Source organism: Microbacterium sp. ANT_H45B (assembly GCF_008369345.1).
GTDB lineage: Bacteria > Actinomycetota > Actinomycetes > Actinomycetales > Microbacteriaceae > Microbacterium.
The window spans coordinates 1,037,702-1,056,700 of sequence record NZ_VOBK01000001.1 but is presented as its reverse complement, the minus strand read 5'-3'; the positions used below and the strand labels follow the sequence as shown (position 1 = coordinate 1,056,700).

The 18,999-nt window shown below is 70.4% G+C and carries 18 protein-coding genes and 1 pseudogene; 10 read left to right on the top strand and 9 right to left on the bottom strand.

Annotated elements, in window-relative coordinates; translation table 11 throughout:
• Positions 1-2 precede the first annotated feature (2 nt).
• Genes FQ142_RS05055 through FQ142_RS05045 form a run of 3 tightly spaced genes read right to left on the bottom strand, consistent with a single transcriptional unit; the run spans position 3 to position 2,389 of the window.
• Positions 3-1,064, bottom strand: coding sequence for a polyprenyl synthetase family protein (locus FQ142_RS05055; RefSeq protein WP_056419911.1), 1,062 nt, complete (start codon positions 1,062-1,064; stop codon positions 3-5).
• Positions 1,065-1,109: 45 nt separating this feature from the next.
• Positions 1,110-1,769, bottom strand: coding sequence for a ubiquinone/menaquinone biosynthesis methyltransferase (locus FQ142_RS05050; RefSeq protein WP_082539492.1), 660 nt, complete (start codon positions 1,767-1,769; stop codon positions 1,110-1,112).
• A 56-nt stretch (positions 1,770-1,825) separates the two neighbouring features.
• The gene (locus FQ142_RS05045) at positions 1,826-2,389 is read right to left on the bottom strand and encodes a hypothetical protein (RefSeq protein ID WP_149422483.1); all 564 of its coding nucleotides are present in this window, start codon (positions 2,387-2,389) and stop codon (positions 1,826-1,828) included.
• A gap of 59 nt (positions 2,390-2,448) precedes the next feature.
• On the opposite strand from FQ142_RS05045, the gene FQ142_RS05040 reads away from it, so the two are divergent.
• Positions 2,449-3,705 carry an isochorismate synthase MenF gene (locus FQ142_RS05040; RefSeq protein ID WP_149422482.1) on the top strand — a complete coding sequence of 419 codons (1,257 nt, stop codon included), beginning with the start codon at positions 2,449-2,451 and terminating at the stop codon, positions 3,703-3,705.
• 22 nt (positions 3,706-3,727) lie between these two features.
• Here the strand turns inward: FQ142_RS05040 and FQ142_RS05035 are convergent, their stop codons facing one another.
• From FQ142_RS05035 to FQ142_RS05025, 3 genes are read right to left on the bottom strand one after another with little or no spacing between them, the layout of a single operon-like run.
• On the bottom strand, positions 3,728-4,570 hold the full coding sequence (locus tag FQ142_RS05035; protein WP_149422481.1) for a polyphosphate kinase 2 family protein: 843 nt from the start codon (positions 4,568-4,570) through the stop codon (positions 3,728-3,730).
• A gap of 41 nt (positions 4,571-4,611) precedes the next feature.
• Positions 4,612-6,285: a 2-succinyl-5-enolpyruvyl-6-hydroxy-3-cyclohexene-1-carboxylic-acid synthase gene (gene menD, locus FQ142_RS05030; RefSeq protein ID WP_149422480.1), complete on the bottom strand. Its 1,674-nt coding sequence runs from the start codon at positions 6,283-6,285 to the stop codon at positions 4,612-4,614.
• 14 nt (positions 6,286-6,299) lie between these two features.
• Positions 6,300-6,668, bottom strand: a complete 369-nt coding sequence (locus tag FQ142_RS05025; RefSeq protein WP_149422479.1) for a PLD nuclease N-terminal domain-containing protein — start codon at positions 6,666-6,668, stop codon at positions 6,300-6,302.
• 100 nt (positions 6,669-6,768) lie between these two features.
• Between FQ142_RS05025 and FQ142_RS05020 the strand changes: the two genes are divergently transcribed.
• The 3 genes from FQ142_RS05020 to FQ142_RS05010 all read left to right on the top strand — a co-directional run bounded on the left by FQ142_RS05020 (position 6,769) and on the right by FQ142_RS05010 (position 8,960).
• The gene (locus FQ142_RS05020; protein WP_262492059.1) at positions 6,769-7,191 is read left to right on the top strand and encodes a hypothetical protein; all 423 of its coding nucleotides are present in this window, start codon (positions 6,769-6,771) and stop codon (positions 7,189-7,191) included.
• A gap of 78 nt (positions 7,192-7,269) precedes the next feature.
• Positions 7,270-7,935 (top strand): DsbA family protein, encoded by a 666-nt coding sequence (locus FQ142_RS05015; protein ID WP_149422478.1) that lies wholly within the window; start codon positions 7,270-7,272, stop codon positions 7,933-7,935.
• 44 nt (positions 7,936-7,979) lie between these two features.
• The gene (locus FQ142_RS05010; RefSeq protein WP_223145268.1) at positions 7,980-8,960 is read left to right on the top strand and encodes an oxidoreductase; all 981 of its coding nucleotides are present in this window, start codon (positions 7,980-7,982) and stop codon (positions 8,958-8,960) included.
• Between the two features lie 22 nt (positions 8,961-8,982).
• On the opposite strand, the pseudogene FQ142_RS05005 reads toward FQ142_RS05010, so the two are convergent.
• A pseudogene (locus tag FQ142_RS05005) lies at positions 8,983-10,091 on the bottom strand (PQQ-dependent sugar dehydrogenase).
• An 85-nt stretch (positions 10,092-10,176) separates the two neighbouring features.
• On the opposite strand from FQ142_RS05005, the gene FQ142_RS05000 reads away from it, so the two are divergent.
• Positions 10,177-12,258, top strand: coding sequence for a bifunctional lysylphosphatidylglycerol flippase/synthetase MprF (locus FQ142_RS05000; protein WP_149422477.1), 2,082 nt, complete (start codon positions 10,177-10,179; stop codon positions 12,256-12,258).
• A 9-nt stretch (positions 12,259-12,267) separates the two neighbouring features.
• Here the strand turns inward: FQ142_RS05000 and arfB are convergent, their stop codons facing one another.
• Together arfB and FQ142_RS04990 are read right to left on the bottom strand one after the other, a co-directional pair.
• Positions 12,268-12,708: an alternative ribosome rescue aminoacyl-tRNA hydrolase ArfB gene (gene arfB, locus FQ142_RS04995; RefSeq protein ID WP_056419885.1), complete on the bottom strand. Its 441-nt coding sequence runs from the start codon at positions 12,706-12,708 to the stop codon at positions 12,268-12,270.
• 42 nt (positions 12,709-12,750) lie between these two features.
• Positions 12,751-14,037, bottom strand: a complete 1,287-nt coding sequence (locus FQ142_RS04990) for an MFS transporter (RefSeq protein ID WP_262492058.1) — start codon at positions 14,035-14,037, stop codon at positions 12,751-12,753.
• A gap of 70 nt (positions 14,038-14,107) precedes the next feature.
• Here FQ142_RS04990 and FQ142_RS04985 point away from each other — a divergent pair, with 70 nt between their 5' ends.
• The 5 genes from FQ142_RS04985 to FQ142_RS04965 all read left to right on the top strand — a co-directional run bounded on the left by FQ142_RS04985 (position 14,108) and on the right by FQ142_RS04965 (position 18,996).
• Positions 14,108-14,725 (top strand): TetR/AcrR family transcriptional regulator, encoded by a 618-nt coding sequence (locus FQ142_RS04985; RefSeq protein WP_149422476.1) that lies wholly within the window; start codon positions 14,108-14,110, stop codon positions 14,723-14,725.
• Positions 14,726-14,745: 20 nt separating this feature from the next.
• Positions 14,746-15,588 carry a helix-turn-helix transcriptional regulator gene (locus FQ142_RS04980; RefSeq protein WP_149422475.1) on the top strand — a complete coding sequence of 281 codons (843 nt, stop codon included), beginning with the start codon at positions 14,746-14,748 and terminating at the stop codon, positions 15,586-15,588.
• A gap of 164 nt (positions 15,589-15,752) precedes the next feature.
• Positions 15,753-16,820, top strand: a complete 1,068-nt coding sequence (locus tag FQ142_RS04975) for an ABC transporter substrate-binding protein (protein WP_149422474.1) — start codon at positions 15,753-15,755, stop codon at positions 16,818-16,820.
• A gap of 8 nt (positions 16,821-16,828) precedes the next feature.
• Positions 16,829-17,902, top strand: coding sequence for a FecCD family ABC transporter permease (locus FQ142_RS04970; RefSeq protein WP_149422473.1), 1,074 nt, complete (start codon positions 16,829-16,831; stop codon positions 17,900-17,902).
• Positions 17,899-18,996: a FecCD family ABC transporter permease gene (locus FQ142_RS04965; RefSeq protein WP_149422472.1), complete on the top strand. Its 1,098-nt coding sequence runs from the start codon at positions 17,899-17,901 to the stop codon at positions 18,994-18,996. The genes FQ142_RS04970 and FQ142_RS04965 overlap by 4 nt, the downstream gene beginning before the upstream one ends.
• Positions 18,997-18,999: the final 3 nt, after the last annotated feature.

Here is an 18,999-nt window from a genome sequence, read left to right as displayed (position 1 = left end):
CCTCAGCTGGAGCGTTCGACGAGGGTCTCTGCGAAACGGGTGAGCGCCTCGCGCACCGTGCCGCGCGGAAGCGCGGTGAGCGCGGCGATCGCATCCTTCGTCCAGGAGTGCGCGAGCGCGCGAGTCTTGTCGGTTCCGACGTGGTCGCGCAGCTCGGCGAGAGGTCCGTCGAGGATCGACGGATCTGCGCCGTCGGCGATGCGCGCGACGCCGTCGTCGATGCGGGCGGCCAGGTCGATCGACGCGTCGTCGGTCTCGGCCTTCAGCAGCAGGTAGGGCATCGTCGGCACGCCGGCACGCAGATCGGTGCCGGGCACCTTGCCCGTGTCCTCGGGCTTGGCGGACAGGTCGATCACGTCGTCGAGCAGCTGGAACGCGACGCCGATCTTCTCGCCGTACACCCGCAGCGGCTCCTCGTACGCGGAGGGGGCGTTGGAGAAGATGACGCCGCCCTGCGTCGCCGCCGCGATCAGGGAGCCGGTCTTGTCGGCGAGCACCTGCAGGTAGAACTCGATCGGGTCGTCGCCGGGCTGAGCGCCGAGGGTCTCATGCATCTGGCCGAGCACGAGCCGCTCGAAGGTGTCGGCCTGCAGACGGATCGCCCGCTCACCGAGACGCGACATCAGCTGGCTCGCACGGGAGAACAGGATGTCGCCGGTGAGGATGGCGATGTTGTTGCCCCACACGGTCTGCGCGGCGGGCACGCCCCGGCGGCGGTCGGCGCCGTCCATCACATCGTCGTGGTACAGCGAGCCGAGGTGGGTGATCTCGAGGGCCTTGGCCACATCGATCACGGCGTCGATGTTGCCGTCGCCGAGCTGCGCGGCGAGCAGCGTCAGCACCGGCCGGATGCGCTTGCCGCCGGCCTCGTAGAGGTAGCGGCTGGCGGCATCGGCCAGCGGATCGGCGACGCGCACGTCGTCGGCGAGGCCGGTCTCGACCCGCTCGAGGCCCTCCTCGATCGCCTGCGCGACACGGCGGCCGGCCGTGCCGATGAAGACACGGTCGCTGAAGCCGAGACGGCTCGCCAGTCGCGAACCCGGGGCAACGCGGCTCGAAGTCACGATCTCAGCCTACCTTCGTCAGGGGTGCGGGTCCGCGCGCGGTGTTCACGCGGGCTTGACCGCCCGGTGCAGCGCGACGATCCCGAACGAGAGGTTGCGGTACTCGACCTCGGACCATCCGGCCTCGCGGATCCACGCCGCGAGCCTCTTCTGATCGGGCCAGTCGCGGATCGACTCGTTCAGGTAGTCATAGGCGTCGCCGTTCGTGCCGGCGACGCGGGCCACGCGCGGCAGCACCTGCGAGTTGTAGAAGCGGTAGGCGGCGCGGAACACCGAGCCAGGCGGCGTGGAGAACTCGTTGATCACCAGACGACCGCCCGGCTTGGTGACGCGGAGGAGCTCGCGGAGCGCCTTCTTCGGGTCGTTCACGTTGCGCAGCGCATACGACATCGTGACCGCATCGAACTCCGCATCGGCGAACGGGAGATCCGTGGCATCCGCCTGCACGAACGAGAGATTGCGGATGCTGCCGTGACGGCGCTGCCCCTCGGCGAGCATGCCCGGCGAGAAGTCGGCCGCGACCACCTGCGCTCCGCTGCGGGCGAGCGACGCCGACGACGATGCCGTGCCCGCCCCGAGGTCGAGGATCTTCTCCCCCGGCTTCGGTGCCACGGCCCTCGTCGCAGCCGCGCGCCAGAGCGCGTCGTTGCCGACCGTCATCGCGGTGTTCGTGCGGTCGTAGCCCGCGGCGACCTGGTCGAACATGCCGCTGACGCGGGCGGGGTCCTTGCCGAGATCGGCGCGGTTTGCTTCGTTCGAGGTCACGAGTCCAGTCTAGGCGCGAGGGGGAGGGCCTCGAGGCGGTCGAGCCAGCGATCTGCCGTGGCATCGTCGAACGGCGCGACGCGCGCGAGCACCTGCTGCTCCAGGTCGAGCGCGAGGTCTTCGAGCCGTGCCATGACCTCGGCGGGGTACCCGTACTGCGCGCTGTGCTCGGCCCACTCGTCGCGATCGTCGACCCAGGTGCCCCGTTCCCCCTCGACACGCACGACATCGAGGTCCATGTCGATGCCGGTGGCGAGCAGCGGATCCTCCGTCCAGCGCACGTCCCATCCGAGATCGATGTAGATGCGCACACCCTTCGGGTGATCACGATTCACGGTCAGGGCGAAGTCGGTCCGGCGCGGGACGAGAGTGACGTTCGGCCCCTCGGCCACGAACGAGGCACCGGGACGAGCACTCCGCCATCCCACCGGCTGACCGAGCCAGTCGCCCCACTCGTCGGCGCCGAGGTACACGCACTCGTGCCGCCAGTGCGGGGAGCCGTCCCACTTGCGCCATTGGAAGATCATCTCGGCACCGGGGGCGGGTCGCACATCGCTCATGCGTTCAGCGTAGGCCGCGCCCCCGACGTTCCCCCTGACCGAAGAACTAGGCTGGAGGGGTGAGCAGCAGGCTGGTCGTGGAGACCCGTGAGATCGATCCGGTCGAGGATCTCCTGGCCTTCGCCGACCCGGCGCGGCCCCTCGCGTGGCTGCGCCGCGGAGACGGGATCGTCGCCGTGGGCGCCGGGGTCGTCGAGACCGTCCGGGTACCGGCTGGCACGGCGCCACGGCGATCGGCTGCGATCGCCGACGCCTGGCGGGAGCTCGCGCAGGATGCCGAGGTCGACGACGAACTCGGACTCCCCGGCTCCGGCCCCGTCGCGTTCGGAGCGCTGACGTTCGACGAGGACTCCGCCGCCGACAGCGTGCTGATCGTCCCGTCGCTCGTGATCGGGCGTCACAGCGGACGCACCTGGCTCACCCGCATCCGCCGCTCCTCGTCCGCCGACGCTGCGGAGCAGGCCGCCGAGACGCGGGAGTACGGCCCGCACTGGGCGGGAACCGTGGGTCCCGGCGCCCAGAGCCCGCAGGGCTATCAGGACTCCGTGCGGCAGGCGCTCGGTCGTATCGCGGACGGCGAGCTCAGCAAGGTCGTGCTCGCGCGCGACCTCACCGGCAGCATCCCGGCGGGTTCCGATCTGCGGCGCCTCGTGCGGGCGCTGTCGACCGGATACCCCGACACGTGGGCCTTCGCCGTCGACGGGCTGATCGGCGCGAGCCCCGAGACCCTCGTCACCGTGCAGCAGCGAACCGTGACGGCGCGGGTGCTGGCCGGAACCATCGGCCGCGGAGCCGATGCGGACGCCGACACCGTGGCATCCGCTCATCTGGCGTCCAGCACCAAGGACCTCGACGAGCATCAGTACGCCGTGCAGAGCGTGCTCGCGTCGCTGCGCCCGCACACCCGGGCTCTCGCGGCGAGCGAGCAGCCCTTCCTGCTGAAGCTGCCGAACCTGTTCCACCTGGCGACCGACGTCGAGGGGGAGCTCGCCGACGGCGGCTCGTCGCTCGATCTCGTGGGCGCCCTGCATCCGACCGCGGCGGTCGCGGGCACTCCGACGCCCGCGGCGATCGCGGCGATCCGCGAGCTCGAGCCGTTCGACCGCGGGCGCTATGCCGGACCTGTCGGCTGGGTCGACGCCGCCGGCAACGGCGAGTGGGCGATCGCGCTGCGGTGTGCGCAGTTCTCCCCCGGCGACGGCCGCATCGACGTCACCGCCTATGCGGGTGCCGGGATCGTCGCGGGCTCCGACCCCGAGTCCGAGCTGCTGGAGACACGGGTCAAGTTCCGCCCCCTGGTCGACGCCCTCGCCTGAGTCCTCGCCCCGACGCGAGCAGTCAGCTGGCAGCCAGTCGCTTCTTCTCGGCCTCGACGTCGAAGTCGGCGGCCGGCCACTGCGGGGCGATCCGCTGCAGGGCGTCGAGGAGCAGCTCCTGCACCGCGAGGCGGGCGAACCACTTGTGGTCGGCGGGGATGACGTGCCATGGCGCCACCTCGGTCGACGTGCGGTCGAACGCCACCTGATACGCGGCCATGTAGTCGTCCCACAGCAGCCGCTCGTCGACGTCGCCGGGGTTGTACTTCCAGTGCTTGTCCGGCCGTTCCAGTCGCTCCATCAGGCGGGACTTCTGCTCCTCGGGCGAGATGTGGAGCATCACCTTGACGATGCGGGTCCCGGACGCGGCGACCTCGGCCTCGAAGTCGTTGATCGCGTCGTAGCGCCGGTCGATCTCGGCGGCGGGAGCGAGCGAGCGGACGCGGCCGATCAGGACGTCCTCGTAGTGCGACCGGTCGAAGACGCCGATGAACCCGGGCTCGGGCAGCCGCGTCGAGACGCGCCAGAGGAAGTCGTGCTGCAGCTCCTCGGGCGTCGGCGCCTTGAACGCCGTGAGCGCCACACCCTGGGGGTCGACGCCGCCGACGACATGACGCACGATCCCGCCCTTGCCCGCGGAGTCCATCGCCTGCAGGATCAGCAGCACGGAGTCTTCGGCCACCCCCACGCGACTCTCGGCGAAGAGCCGCTCCTGCAGGATGTTGAGCTCGTCGAGCCCCGCCGCGAGGTCCCGCTTGCCGTCGGCCTTGCCACCGCGATACCCCGGGGTGCTCCGCGGATCGACGTCCGCGAGACGGAACCCGTCGCCGACCTGCAGGGCCTTCGCCCACTCATGCGCTGTCATGGGTTCATCCTGCCACCGCCGACGAGGGCTGTGGCGGGAGATCAGCGCGCGAGCGGAACCTCGATCAGCTGCCGCCCACCGGCAGGCGTGGTCAGCGCCTGATCGAGGGCCGTGCGCGTGGTGATCCGCTGATACTCCCAGCCGTAGGCCAGGGCGAGGTGCTCGAGACGCACGGTGTGGGGCGTGTAGAAGGCGCGGTCGAGATCGGCCCGATCAGCCGTCGCCGCGACCTCCAGCCCGTCGAAGATGGTGCCTCCCCCGTCGTTGCCGACGATCACCTGCAGCCGCGGTTCGTCTTCATCGGGCGGCAGCAGCAGCGCACCCGCGTCGTGCAGGAAGGCGAGGTCTCCGAGAAGCACACGCGTCACGCCGGGGGCGCCGCCGGCCTGGCTGCCGAGCGCGATGCCCGTCGCCGTCGCGATGGTGCCGTCGATCCCGGCGAGACCGCGGTTGGCGTGCACCGGTACCTTCTTGCCGCCCAGCACCGCGTCGGCGACCCGCACGAGCCGCGACGATCCGAACATGAGCCGGTCGTGCGGCCAGGTCGCACGCCAGACCGCGTCGACGAGGAGCTCGCGATCGAGCGGACGCCGCACGGCGGCGAGCTCCGCGGCGACCGCCTCACGACGCGCTCCGGGGTCCGCCGAGGCGAGTCCCTCCTGGTCGGGCGCGCGCTCGCTGAGGTCGACGGCCCGCCCTGCGGATGCCGCGAGCCAGACGCCCAGCCACTCGCGATCCCCCGCACCGGGAGCCACCGCGACGGCGGCCGTCGCCGTCGTGCGCCCATTGAGGTCGAGGTCTTCTCCACCGCGGCGCACGGCGATCACCTCGATGTCGGCCCGCCCCAGCATCCGCACGACCTCGCGACTCAATGTCGGGTGCCCGAAGACGACCGCGCGCTCGATGCGGCCGCCGAGCTCGGCGTCGCTCAGCAGCTCGCGGTAGCCGTGCACGGCCTGGCGGCCGAAGCGGGCGCCGCTGACGATCTCGGCGATGAGTGGCCAGGATCCGGCGTGCGCCAGTTCCTCGGCATCCGGGCCCGCGTCCGCACCGGCGATGACCACGGTGCGCGGACCGCGCTCGAGGACGAGCGGTTCGACCGGCGGACGACGCGGAGCCTCGCCCGGGGTGATCTCGACCATCTGGTGCTCTCCGGAGAGCGGCTCGCGCGAGGGCAGGTTCAGATGCACGGGGCCGGCGACACCCGGGAGGCCGTGTGCGGCATCCGCCCCCATCGCGACCTCGACGGCCTGCGCCGCCAGCCCCGACCAGTTCCCATCGCCATCGCCATCACCGGGCACCGGGGCGTCGATCTGCTCCCGCACCCAGGCGGCGAACATCCCCGGCTGGAGAGTCGCCTGATTCGCACCGACGCCCCGGAGCTCGGGCGGGCGGTCGGCGGTGAGCAGCAGCAGCGGCACGCCCGCGTGGAACGCCTCCATGGTCGCGGGCAGCAGGTTCGCGACGGCGGTGCCCGAGGTGCACAGGACGGCGGCGGGCACACCCGTCTCGCGCGCGAGCCCGAGGGCGGTGAATCCCGCCACCCGCTCGTCGATGCGCACGTGCAGACGCAGCCGTCCGTCGTTGGCGGCGCGCACCGCGGCGAGCGCGAGCGCCTGCGAGCGGGAGCCGGGCGAGAGCACGAGGTCGCGCACTCCGTTCCCGATGAGCTCGGCGACGAGGGACGCGGCCGCGTCCATGGCAGGAGACTCCATGGCAGCAGGCGAGGTCACGGACGGGTGTCCGGCGCCGTGCTGTCCGATGCGGGGCCGTCGTCGGTCTCGTCGTCGAGCCGCGCGAGTTCCTCTTCGAGGCGGCGGATGCGGGCATCCTGCTCGCTCTTGCTGATGCTGCGGAGGAACTGCGGATCATCGTCGGGAGCGACGATGCGGATCGCGCCGCCGTCGTCGTTCGCCCGGCGACGGCCGAGCGTGAACCACAGGACGCCGCCGATCACCGGGACGAGGGCCACGATGGCGATCCAGATGCCCTTGCTCACACCGCGGTGCCGTGTCTGCGGCTGGACGGCGCAGTCGACGATGCTGTACACCCAGAAGATGGCTGCCAGGAACCCGCCTACGATCAACAGTCTCGCCACCCCTCCAGTCTAGGCGGGCATATGCGGGGCGGCTCGGCCGAGGCCGGAGGACCGCCGCGATCGGTCCGCACCGATGCCGGATTGTTAGACTGCGCGGACCATGTCTGCCCCGTCGATGCGCCTGCGACGCCGGCCCGTCGAGCGGATGCTGATCCTCCGGGTCGGCCTGGCGCTCGGCCTCGCCCTGCTGCTCGTCATCGGAGCGTGGTCGACGTCGCACCGCGAAGGCGACGTGCACGCCGGCCTGTGCATCGCACCCGGGGCATCCGCATCCGGTCATCACGACGGCATGGCCGCTGCCGCGGACGCGGTGTCGTCCGACGTGGTGTCCTCCGACGCGGGGATGGCCGCCGTCGCCGCGCTCTGCTGCATCCTGCTCGCGCTGCTGCTCGTGCGATTCCGGGTCGCCGCACGTCTCCTCGTGCATAACCGCAGGGTCGCGGCATCCCCTCCGACGCGCGCCGGTCCCCGCCTGCACGTGCCCGCACTCACGCTCACGCAGCTCTCGCTCTCCCGCACCTGAATCAGGCACGCCGCGCATCGGCGACCCCGGCCGCCCCGCGGCACGACCCCTGCCTGATCCGAATCGTTGGAGAACCCCATGAAGACCTCTGTCAAGGCGACCCTGATCGCCATCGCCGTCGCCATCGTCCTCGCGATCGTCGGCATCGTCTACGCGATGTCGCAGCGCGCCGCGGAGCCGACCACCCCCGAGGGCGAGAAGCTGCAGACTGTCCGCACCGACTCGCACGTGCTCGACGACGGAGGAGCGGATGCCGTGACCGTGGTCGAATTCCTCGACTTCGAATGCGAGGCGTGCGGCGCCTTCTATCCGATCGTCGAAGACCTGCGCGAGCAGTACGACGGGCAGATCACCTATGTGGTCCGCTACTTCCCGTTGCCGGGCCATATCAACTCGACCCAGGCCGCGCTCGCCGCCGAGGCCGCGGCGCAGCAGGACCGTTTCGAGGGCATGTACCACCGCCTGTTCGAGACGCAGTCGCAGTGGGGCGAGCAGCCGCAGGAGACGCCCGAGGTGTTCCGAGCGCTGGCCGAGGACCTCGGACTCGACATGGCGGCCTACGACGCGGCGGTCGCGGATCAGGCGACCCTCGCCCGCGTGCAGGCCGACAAGAGCGACGGCGAGCAGCTTGGAGTGCGCAGCACCCCCGGCTTCTTCGTTGACGGCGAGCCCGTCGTGCTGGAGACCTGGGACGACCTCGAGACGGCGATCGAGAAGGCCGTGAGCCGCTCGACCGACGGCTGAGAACCGTACAGCCCGCAGCGAACGCACAGGCGTACGGTCGTCTCATGACAGATCCCCTCGACATGATCGCCCGCCAGCAGCCCCTCGACTCGGAGTTCGGCTACCGCTCCACCGCGGCTGAGGTGATCGCCGGCGTCGACCTCTCCGGCCGCACGGCGATCGTCAGCGGCGGGTACTCCGGGCTCGGCCTGGAGACGGTGCGCGCCCTGTCGGATGCCGGTGTGCGCGTGATCGTGCCGGCGCGGCGGCCCGACGTCGCTCGACATGCCCTCGACGGATTCGTCGGAACCGAGGTGCGCCCGGCCGATCTGGGCGATCTCGACTCGGTCGCCGCGTTCACGGAGTCGGCCCGGCGCGACGGCCGGCCCATCGATCTGGTGCTCGACGTGGCCGGGATCATGGCGACTCCCTTCGAGCACACCGCTCAGGGCTTCGAGTCGCAGTTCGGCACCAACCACCTGGGTCATTTCGCCCTCGTGGGCGGTGTGGCCGATCTGCTGACGGACGGCGCGCGGGTCGTCTCGTACTCGTCGGGAGGGCACTACCGCTCGCCGGTGCGCTTCGACGACATCGACTTCGAGACGACGCCCTACGACCCGTGGGTCGCCTACGGGCAGTCGAAGTCCGCGAACGCCCTGTTCGCAGTCGAGCTGGCACGTCGGGGCGCCGACCGCGGCATCCTCGCGTTCTCCGTGCATCCGGGCGGCATCATGACGGAGCTGCAGCGGCACGTCCCCCGAGAGGAACTGCTCTCGCGCGGCTGGATCGATGAAGACGGCACCCCGAACCCGCGGTTCAAGACCCCCGCGCAGGGGGCGTCGACGGGTCTGTGGGCGGCGACCGCCGCGGAGCTCGTCTCGCGCAGCGGCGCGTACTGCGAGGACTGCGCGATCAAGGGCATCGTCCCGGCGGATCACACGGACATGACCACCGGTGGGGTGAAGGAGTGGGCGATCGACACGGATGCCGCCGAGCGCCTGTGGACGCTGTCGGTGGCGGCGACCGGCATCGACGCGTTCGCCTGAGAGCACCGGACGCCGTCGCGGCTCAATCTCTGCCCAGTCGGAGGATGCGGTCGTCGCCCTGCGCCGGATTCCCGCGGCCGTCGGTGTTGTTGGTGAGCATCCAGAACGTGCCGCCCTCGCCGACGACGATGTCGCGCAGGCGGCCGAACTCGCCGACGTACTGCTCGGTGCTGCGACTCAGGTCGTCGAGCGGCACGACCCGCAGGCGTTCGCCCCGCAGGTTGGCGATGACGATGTCCGAACCGGTGACGGCGATTCCGCTCGGACTCGCCGAGTCCGGAGCCCACTGCTGCACGGGGTCGATGTAGTCGTCGTCTCCGGCGATCCCCTCGACCTCGGGCCAGCCGTAGTTACCCCGGGCTCGATCACGTTCAGCTCGTCCCAGGTGTCCTGTCCGAACTCGCTCGCGTACATCGCACCCTCGGCATCCCACGCGATGCCCTGCGGATTGCGGTGGCCGTAGCTGTAGACGGGAGAGCCCCCGAAGGGGTTGTCGGCCGGAACCCCGCCCTCGGGCGTGAGCCGCAGGATCTTGCCCGCGAGCGCGTCGAGGTCCTGGGCAGCGTCGCGGTCGCCCGCATCGCCGGTGGTCACGTACAGCATCCCGTCGGGCCCGACGGCGATGCGCCCGCCGTTGTGATTCCCCGCGGCCGGGATGCCGTCGATCACCGTCGTCGGCTCGCTGAGGGACAGGTCACCCGGCTCGCCGCGGATCTCCCGCCGCTCGACACGGTTCCCGTCCGCCGCGGTGATGTAGGTGAAGAGCTGGTGTTCGTGCACGGCCAGCCCGAGCAGACCTCCCTCGCCCCGGGCCGAGACGCCGTCGATCACGGCCACCTCGCGCGCTGTGCCGTCGTCGGCGATCTCTAGCACCCGCGCGCTGTCGCGCTCGCTCACCAGCGCGACCTCGCCGTGGAAGGCGATCGACCAGGGGGCCTCGAGCCCCTCGGTGAAGGACTCGGGGGCCGGCACGGAGACCGTCTGCGACGGCGCCGTGCAGGCCGTCAGAAGCAGCGACACCGACACGCAGGCCGCGGCGAGCGCCGCCCCGCGACGCCGCCTGCCGGTCGGCGAGTGCGGGAGCGGGTGCGAGGGCGGCGGGCCGACCACCGGATGCAGGGAAAGGGGCATGGCTCCATTCAAGGCGGTGGAGGCGGCGAGCGACAGGTCCGATCCGATGCTCCCGCCGCGCGGTGACCGTCGGTACGCTGAGCGCATGACCGAGACGCGATCCTCCGCGCATCCCGCTCTCGCCGTCGTGCGGAGGATTCCGGCGACCCTGACGATGGTGCTGCTGATCCTCATCGTCGGCGTGGCCTGGCAGGGTCTGTGGCGCCCCTTCGAGAGCACCCCGCTGTTCGACGGCGTGGCCTACGGACTCCCGAACTTCCTCGAGGGCAAGTGGTGGACGCCGCTGACCGGGACGTTCTTCGTCAACGCGCCCTGGGTGTACCTCTTCACGATCTCCGGGTTCTGGGGCATGGCGTATCTCGAGTTCCGTCGGGGCAGCAGGGTCGCCCTCGCCTACTACTGGATCGGCCAGCTGTTCGCGATGTTCGCGACCGCCCTCGTGCTGCTGCTCGCCTCGCAGCTGCCCTGGGCGTGGGCTGCCACGCAGGCTCAGGCGCTCGACGTCGGAGCGTCCGGCGGGACGATGGCGTGCATCGCCGCGGCCGTGGGACTCTTCCGCCCGCCGTGGCGGGTGCGAGGCTGGCTGGTCCTGCTGGGGTTCGTGTTCATCTCCATGCTGTTCTGGGGCAAGGTCGCCGACCTCGAGCACCTGCTCGCGGTGCTGCTGATCCTGTTCGCCGATCGCACCCTGCGCGTCCAGCGCACGACGGTGCGGGAGCAGCGCCTCGTCGCCGTCGTCTCACTGCTGGTGCTCGGTGCGGTCGAGATCATCACCACCCTGGTGGCCACCGACGGCCCGTTCGGTCAGACCGACCCCGCGTCGGGCGGATTCATCGACCTCGCGCTCGACCTCGTCGTCATCGTGGTGCTGGTCACCGGACTGCGCCGCGGGCGACGCTGGGCGTGGGTGCTCGTGATGCTGCTCGGGCTCTTCAACATCCTGGTGGGGGCCCTCGTGCTCGTGCTCATCACGGTGTTCTCGCAGGCCGACGTCGACCTGCGCTGGGACGGCGACACGGAGCTCGCGCTCGCGAACGCCGTGCTGTGGGTGATCATGCTCGCCTATCTGATCGCCGTGCGCCGGGCGTTCCGCGCGAAGCGGAGATCGCTCCTCGGCACGCAGCCCGCTCCCACCGCCGACGAGGTGAAGGTGGCGCTGCGTGAGCACGGCGGCGGGACGCTGTCGTGGATGTCGACGTGGGAGGGCAACAGCTACGCCCGCATCCCCGGCGGGCTGGTCGCCTATCAGCGTCGGGCCGGGGTCGCCCTCGCGCTCGCGGATCCGATCGGCCCCGCGCAGGCCCGCGCCGGGGCCGTCGCATCCTTCATCCGCGCGGCCGAGAACGCCGGACTCGTGCCGTGCTTCTTCAGCGCGGACGATGCCACCCGCCGAGCCGTGCCCGCGACCTGGCGGAGCATCGTGGTCGCCGACGACACGATCGTCGACCTGCCGGGGCTGGAGTTCACCGGCAAGCGCTGGAACTCCGTGCGGACCTCGCTGAACCGGGCGGGCCGCGATGAGATGACGTTCCGGATGACGCACCTCAAGGCCGAGTCGTGGGGCGTGCAGCAGCAGCTGCGGGCGATCTCCGAGGCGTGGGTCGGTGACAAGGACCTCCCGGAGATGCGGTTCACCCTCGGCACGCTCGATGAGGCCGAGGATCCCGAGGTGCGCCTCGCTCTCGCCCTCGCGCCGAACGGCGACGTCGACGGGTTCCTGTCGTGGTTGCCGGTGTACGGGCAAGGCGGCACCGTGCGCGGGTGGACGCTCGATCTCATGCGCCGCCGCGAGGGCGGCTTCGGCCCCGTGATGGAGTATCTGATCGGGTCCTCCGCGCGGCAGTTCTCGGAGGAGGGTGCCGAGATCATGTCGCTCTCGGGCGCCCCGCTCGCCCACGACTATCCGCCGGATGCCGGCATGATCGCGGCTCTCAGCGATCGTCTGGCCGAGGCGCTCGAACCCGTGTACGGCTTCGGCTCGCTGCATCGCTTCAAGCAGAAGTTCCACCCGCGCTACGAGACCATGTACCTGCTGTATCGCGACGAGGTCGATCTCGCCGCGATCGGCCGCGCCCTCACCCGAGCGTTCCTGCCCGACGCGACCCTGCGCCAGTTCGCCGGAGCGGGGCTCGAGCTGGTGCGCGGCACCGGCGACGAGAAGGACTGACCGCAGCGATCACCCGTCGCGCGGAGGCTTGCGCAGGTTCTTGATGCCGGTGCGCTGCTTCTTCGCGGTCAGGCGCCGCTCCTTCGAGCCACGACTCGGCTTCGTCGCACGGCGCTGCGGTGCGGGCGGGCGCAGAGCATCGGCGACGAGGGCCACGAGCCGCTCGCGTGCGGCGTCGCGGTTGCGCAGCTGAGCCCGGTGCTCTGAGGCGGCGATCGTCAGCACCCCGTTCACCAGACGACCGCTCAGCCGGTCGAGAAGTCGCTCGCGCTGGTAGGGGGTGAGCGATGCGCTCGCCCCCGCATCCCACACCAGCTCGACGCGGGAATCGGCGGTGTTCACGCCCTGACCGCCCGGGCCGGATGACCGCGAGAACCGCCACGACAGCTCGGCCTCGGGGATGGTGAGGCCCGACGAGACCCGCAGACCCGGGCGGTGGGATGACGGCATGCCTCCATCATCCCTCCCCCACGCCCGTCCCTGCCCACCATCTCAGCCGTCGGCGTGCGCGAGCTCGATCGGCCGGACGGACTCCGCGTCGACGGATTCTCGCTTCGCGGTGTTCACGATGTGCGCGCGGCCGACGACGACCACGGCGACGAGCATGAGCGCAGCCCCGAGCCAGTACGGCGCGGCATGGCTCACGGTGACGTAGAGGGCGCCCGCGATCAGCGGCGCCACCGTGCCCATCGCCGCGTTCAGCGACTGCGTCGCGCCACCGAGCCATCCCTGCTCGTCGTCCCCGACCGCATTCGACATCGCACCGTCCAACGCCGCGGTCGACGCCCCCTGCCCCGCGGCGAGCATGAGAGCACCCACGATGAACACCCACGGCTGCGCGAAGATCGAGGCGACGATCGCGAGGGCGGTGAGTCCGATCGCCTGCGCGACGATGCCGCTGATGATCACGCCGCGCTCGCCGATGCGAGGAAGCAGGATGCCGAGCAGCAGGCCCTGGATGAGGATGTCGATGATGCCGACGCCGGCCGTGAGCAGACCGATCTGCGTCGGCCCCCACTGGACCGCGTCCAGCGCCAGCACGCTGAAGTTGTTGACGAAGAAGCCGAACGGCAGCGCCAGCAGGCCGAAGCCGATCATCAGTCCGCGCAGCTCCCTGCGCCCGAAGGCCTCCCTGAAGACTCCGAACGGCTGGATGTCGCGCACAGCGATCCGCGTGATGCGGTTCTCGGGCGCGAGACTCTCGGGCAGCAGGAAGATGCTGAGGATCGCGATCGTCAGGCCGACGGCGGCGGTGAGGAACACTGGCAGCTGCAGGCTCACGGTGGCGAGCAGACCGCCGATCGCCGGCCCGATCATCATGCCGATGCCCGAGAGCGCGCCGAGCAGACCGAAGCGCTGAGCGCGCTTCTCGGGAGGGGTGATGTCGGCGAGATACGCGAACAGCGCGGGCAGGTCGCCGGCGGTGAGTCCCTGGATGACGCGGGCGAGCACGAGCACCCAGATGGCGCCGCCGATGCCGAACAGGGTCATGGCGAACGCGGCGCCGAATGCGGCGCCGATGATCACGGGACGGCGGCCGAAGCGATCGGACAGCCGGCCGAGGAACGGGGCGACCAGGAACGCGCACAGGCCGTTGACCGCCTCGAGCACGCCGACCCAGATCGCGAGATCGCCCTCGTGCGAGACGTACTGCAGCACGACGAACGGCAGGACGGGGAGCACGACGGTCATGCCGACGACGGTGAGCATCGTCAGCACGACGAGCATGAACCACGCGCGCTTTTCGCCGCGCGCAGACGAGATTTTAGGTGTAGTCACTCCGTAACTGTATCAATACCAGTTTTGGTGTCAAGCCAGTTTTGGAACGAGTGCGCGATACCCTGGACGCATGACCGATACCGAGCCGCTCGGGCGCCGTGAACGCAAGAAGGCAGCGACCCGGAAGAACATCTCCGACGTCGCGACGATGATGTTCCTCGAGCGCGGGTTCGACAACGTCAGCATCCGCGAGGTCGCCGACGCCGCCGACGTCTCCCCCACCACCGTGTTCGCGCACTTCCCGCAGAAGGAGGCGCTCGTCTTCGACGAGGACGACGAGCAGCGCGACCGGCTGGTCTCCGCCGTTCGCGAGCGCGCCGGCGGCGTGACGATCAATCAGGCGATCCGCGACTTCTACACGGCCGAAGTGGGCGCGAACATCGACGAGCACGGCAATGACGTGACGCGGATCTTCCTCGACTTCCTCAACGACACTCCGGCGCTGCGGGACTACGCGGCGAGGATGTGGCTGCGGCACGAAGACGCCCTGGCGGATGCGATCGCGGACGAGCTCGGACTGACGGCGCCGACCCCGGAGATCCGCGTGTACTCGCGTTTCGTGCTGCAGATGCAGCTGCTCGTGAACGAGAACGACGACCAGCTCGGCATCCTCGATGCGGGGTTCCGCGTACTCGAGAGCGGATGGGCCCCGGTCGAGGCGCGGATCACCGCGAGCGACGCCCGATAGAGCCCGACGCGGAGCACAGAGTGAACTCCTATCGACAGGACGAGTGGGCCGCGAGCCCGGTGCAGCCGTCGACGATCCGCGAGCCGTATCTGATGGGCACGGGGGTCATCACGGGCGAGGACACCGACACCCGGCCGCTCGCACCGCCGCACTCCCATCCCGATGCGATGCTCGCGTGGTGCTACCGCGGCACGGTCTGGGTGCAGCTGCAGGACGCCATGTGGCGCCTCGCGCCCGGACAGGGCCTGTGGATCCCCGCCCGCACGCCGCACACCGCCCGCCACGAACGCGACTCGACGGGGTGCTACACCTACATCTCCGATGCATCGCTGCTCTCCCCCATCGACGACATCGTGCAGGTGCTGGTGCCGCGAGCCGTGCAGGAGATGCTTCTGCACCTCGGGGTGAACGACATGCCCACCGAGCTGCGGGTGCGCATCCAGTCGGTGCTCATCGAGATGCTGCAGCACCCGTCGGCAGAGACCGCAGACGGCTGGGGCGAGGTGCCCATGCCGGCCGACGAACGCGTGAGATCGCTCGTGCAGGCCGTGCTCGCCGACCCCGGCGACCCCCGCAGTGCGCGGGATCTGTTCGGAGCCCACGGGCTTCACGAGCGCACCGTCCTGCGCATCTTCCAGAACGACGTCGGCATGACGTTCGGCCGGTGGCGAACCGGGGTGCGGATGACACTGGCCGCCCGACTGATCGTCGACGGCACGCCCATCGGCGCCGCCGCCCACCGCTGCGGGTACGCCACGACCAGCGCGTTCTCCGCGGCGTTCAAAGAACGGTTCGGCACGACCCCCCGGCAGCATGTGGCGCGCGTGCAGGCCGACCCGGTTCATCAGCTGTATTGGCGATGACGCTCCCGGGATGACCGCGGAGTGTCGATTCAGCGACATAAGTCGTCTGTCTATCGACACTCAGCGCGCAATCCTCGTCCTAGCATCGTTGTGTTAGGGCATGCTTACCTAACTTCCCGCCGCGTGGACGCGGCACGCCCCTCCCCTCTCTCTGAAGGAGAATCATGACGCACGCTTCTGCGCGCCCGAAGACCCGCCGCGGTGCCGCGCTCATCGCGGCCGCCATCGCGACAGCCCTCACCCTCGCGGGATGCGCGACACCGGCCGACACCGCGGAATCCGCCCCCGCATCCGCATCCGGCGATGCCGTGGTCATCGAGCACGCCCACGGCGAGACGATCATCCCCGAGAAGCCGCAGCGCATCGTGACCCTCGGCTGGATGACCCCCGACATCGTCGCGGCCCTCGGCACGAACCCGGTCGGCATGGAAGAGGTCTGGGGCGCCGACGAGAGCGGCTACCAGCCCTGGTTCGAGGACTTCGTCACCGAGGAGTACGGCGAGACGCCCGAGATCATCCCCTTCACGGAGGACGGCCCCAACTACGAGGCGATCAAGGCGCTCAAGCCCGACCTCATCCTGAGCCTCTACTCGGGAGTCACCGACGTCGAGTACGAGCGTCTGACCGAGATCGCGCCGACCGTGCCCTACATCGAGCGGGCCTGGGACCCGAGCACGTGGGAGGACATGACCCGCACGATCGGCACGGCGATGTCGGAGGACGCGAAGGCCGAAGAGCTGATCGCCGAGACCGAGGAGATGATCACCACCCTCGCCGACGAGCACCCCGAGTTCGACGACAAGACGTTCGTCTGGGGCCTGACCCTGAACGAGGGCGGCACCGACCTCGGCGTCTACCTCGAGTACGACCCGCGCGTGCGCATCACCGAGGCGCTCGGCTTCACGTCGACGTCGGCCATGGACAGCTTCCTGGCGAGCGCCGAGGGCGACAACTGGTACACCGGCGTGAGTCTCGAGAAGCTCTACGACGTGCAGGCCGACCTGTTCGCCGCATGGGGCGGCAGCGCGGACGAAGGCACGTACACGATCGAGAACAAGGTCGTCTCCCGCTGGGCGCCGATCGAGGCCGGCTCCTACGTGATCTACGCCGACGCCGCGGAGGCATCGGCGATCAGCGCACCGACCGTGCTCTCGCTGAAGTACATCCTGCCGAAGTACGTCGACGACCTCGCCGCCGCACTGCAGGGCGAGCCGACCATCGCCGGCGAGTGATCCGAGAGATGTCCTTGGCGACGGAAGACGGCACGGACGTCTCGAACACCGGCGCGGGGAGTCGTGCAGACGGCTCCCCGCGCCGCACCGGCATGCTCGCGGCGGGACTGATCGTGTCGGTGATCGTCCTGGCCGCCGCCGCCGTCGCCTCGCTGGCGATCGGAAACCGTGCGATCGACCCGGCGACGGTCCTGCACGCGCTCTTCGTATACGACGACGACGACCCGCTGCATCTGATGGTCAGGGAGCTGCGCGTGCCCCGCACGCTGCTCGGCATCGTCGTCGGAGCCGCTCTCGCCGTCTGCGGCGGGCTGATCCAGGCCTTCACCCGCAACCCGCTGGCCGACCCCGGCATCCTCGGGGTGAACGCGGGCGCCTCGTTCGCCGTCACGTTCGCCGTCGGCATCCTCGGTCTCACCACCCCTGGCGCCTACGTGCCCTTCGCTCTGCTCGGCGCGTTCGTGCTGACGATGCTCGTCTACGCGCTGGGTTCGTTCGGGCGCTCTGGCGCCACACCGATGAAGCTCACACTCGCGGGGGTCGCGCTCGGCGCCGCGTTCACCGGCTTCACGACCGCGATCGTGCTGCGCGACCTCGGCACGCTGCAGGTCATGCGCTTCTGGGGAGTCGGATCCATCGGCGGGCGCACCCTCGACCAGCTCGCCTGGGCGGCCCCGCTCATCGCGACCGGCCTGCTCATCGGACTGCTGTGCGCACGGTCGCTGAACGCCCTGGCACTGGGCGACGACCTGGCGCAGTCGCTCGGGGCGCGCGTGCGCGTCACGCGCGTGCTCGTCATCGTCGCCGTCACGATCCTCGCCGGCACGAGCGTCGCCGCCGCCGGCCCCATCGCCTTCGTCGGCCTCATGATCCCGCACGTCGTGCGCTGGTTCACCGGGCCCGATCAGCGCTGGGTCCTCACGTACTCGATGATCGTCGGCCCCGCCTTCCTGCTTCTCGCCGACGTCCTCGGCCGCATCGTGCTGCCCAGCGGCGAGCTGCGCGTCGGCATCGTCACGGCGCTGCTCGGCGCACCCATCTTGATCATCCTCGTCCGTCGCAAGCGGGTGAGCGGACTGTGAGCATCGACCAGCGACGCCTGCCCTCTCTTGACCGGCGGACCCGGGACTTCACCCCCGTCGACCACGGTCGCCGGCTGCTCCGCATCGAGACCTCGCGGGTCGCGGCACTCATCTCGGTGCGCGCGGTCGCAGTCAGCGGCGTCCTCGTCGTGGTGATCATCGCGGCGGGCCTCGCGTCGATGACGATCGGCGCCTACGAGGTCGACTTCCCCTCGGTCATCCGCGCGATCGTCGATCCGGCATCCGACCCCGACATCCGCCAGGTCGTCTTCGAATGGCGACTGCCGCGTGTGCTCTTCGCGGTGCTCTGCGGAGCGGCCCTCGCGCTGGCCGGCGGCATCTTCCAGTCGCTCACCCGCAACCCGCTCGGATCCCCCGACATCATCGGCTTCGGCGTCGGCGCGCAGTTCGGCGTGACTCTGATGATGGTCGTGCTCGAGCTGAACACCTACATGTTCAAGGCGGTCGGCGCTCTCGTCGGCGGGCTGATCACCGCTCTGCTCGTCTACGCGCTCGCCCACAGGAACACGCTGTCATCGTTCCGGCTGATCATCGTGGGTATCGGCGTCTCGGCGGGACTCGGGTCGCTCACCTCCTGGATCCTGATCTCGGTCAGCGTCGAGAAGGCCATGATGGCGGCGACCTGGGGCGCCGGCTCCCTCGCCTCCCTCGGATTCGACCAGCTGGTTCCCGCCGCGATCGTCTTCGCGGTCGTCACCCTCGCCTCCCTGCCTCTGAACCGCACCCTGCCGGTGCTCGAGATGGGCGACGACGCGGCCACCGCCCTCGGCGTGAGCCCCGGACGCACGAGGCTCGCCGCGATGGTATTCGGGGTGGCGCTGGTCGCCCTCGTCACCGCCGCCGCGGGTCCGATCTCGTTCATCGCCCTCGCCGCCCCGCAGATCTCGCAGCGACTCACCCGATCGAACACGCCGATGGGCACCGTCCCCGTGATGCTCACGGGCGCCGCACTCGTCGTCGTCTCGGACACCCTCGCCCAGCTCGTCTCCGTGCCGGTGGGCGTGGTGACCGTGTCGGTCGGCGGGATCTATCTCGCCTGGCTGCTGGCAGCCCAGTACGCGCGCCGCGCCTGAAAG